A 1,249-nucleotide genomic window follows, 5' to 3' on the forward strand; every position below is an offset into this window, starting at 1 on the left:
CTAGTGCCCTGACCAAGAACGTTCACGGTGTTGGATGACACGCCGTCCGGGCTGACGGCCGGGCGGCGTTGCGGCGTTCAGGCTGTGGTGGTGGCAGATCCAGTACGCGTGCGGCGGCTCAGTGACCAGGAAGGTCAAACGCTGCTGCGCATCACTCGCCGGGGTACCGGCTCACCGATCCGATTACGCCGGGCCATGGTCGTGCTCGCGTCCGCCGGTGGGAACACCGTGCCGGCCATCGCCCGGCTTGTGCAGGCCGACGAGGACACAATCCGGCAGGTCATCCACCGGTTCAACGAGACAGGGATGGCCAGCCTGGACCCTCGGTGGGCGGGTGGCCGTCCCCGCCAGATCAGCACCGATGACGAGCAGTTCATCGTCACGACGGCCAAGGCCCGTCCCGAGACCTTGGGGCGGCCGTTCACCCGGTGGAGCATCCGCAAACTCGCCGATTACCTGAACTTGCAGCCCGCCCGGTCCATCGAGGTCGGGCGGGAACGGCTGCGACAGATCCTGCACCGCAACGGCATCACCTTCCAGCGGACCAAGACCTGGAAGGAATCCACCGACCCCGATCGCGACGCCAAACTCGCCCGCATCGAGTACGTGAGCAGTCACATGCCACAGCGGGTGTTCGCCTTCGACGAGTTCGGGCCCCTCGCCATCCGTCCCCACGGTGGTGCCGGCTGGGCACCCGTCGGGCATCCCGACCGGCTCCCAGCGAACTATCACAAGCTGCACGGGGTACGGCAGTTCCACGGCTGCTACAGCGTCGGTGACGACCAGCTCTGGGGCGTCGTACGGCGCCGCAAAGGCGCCGCGAACACTCTCGCCGCGCTCAAATCCATCCGCCAGGCACGCCCGGACGGGGCACCGATCTACATCATCCTGGACAATCTGTCCGCGCATAAAGGCAAACGAATCCGTGCCTGGGCGACCCGGAACAAGGTCGAACTTTGCTTCACACCGACGTATGCGTCCTGGGCCAACCCGATCGAGGCGCAGTTCGGCCCGTTACGCACGTTCGTGATCGCCGGCTCGAACCACCCGAACCACAACGTCCTGGCCCGGAAACTGCACGCCTACCTACGCTGGCGCAACGCCCACGCCCGTCACCCTGACGTCCTGGCCGCCCAACGCCGCGAGCGAGCCCGCATCCGCTGCGAACGACAACGACGCTGGGGCCAACCCGCCACACGAGCGGCGGCCTGACCCCAACACCCCAAACGTTCTTGGTCAGGGCACTAGC

Annotated in this window: 1 protein-coding gene; it reads left to right on the forward strand. The window is 66.8% G+C overall.

Annotated elements, in window-relative coordinates; translation table 11 throughout:
* The first annotated feature begins 90 nt into the window (after nt 1-90).
* Complete coding sequence (locus CHC09_RS44860; RefSeq protein ID WP_239138942.1) at nt 91-1,212, forward strand: IS630 family transposase; 1,122 nt, start codon at nt 91-93, stop codon at nt 1,210-1,212.
* Nucleotides 1,213-1,249 lie beyond the last annotated feature (37 nt).

This window comes from Actinoplanes regularis (assembly GCF_900188005.1).
In the GTDB taxonomy this organism is placed as follows: domain Bacteria; phylum Actinomycetota; class Actinomycetes; order Mycobacteriales; family Micromonosporaceae; genus Actinoplanes; species Actinoplanes regularis.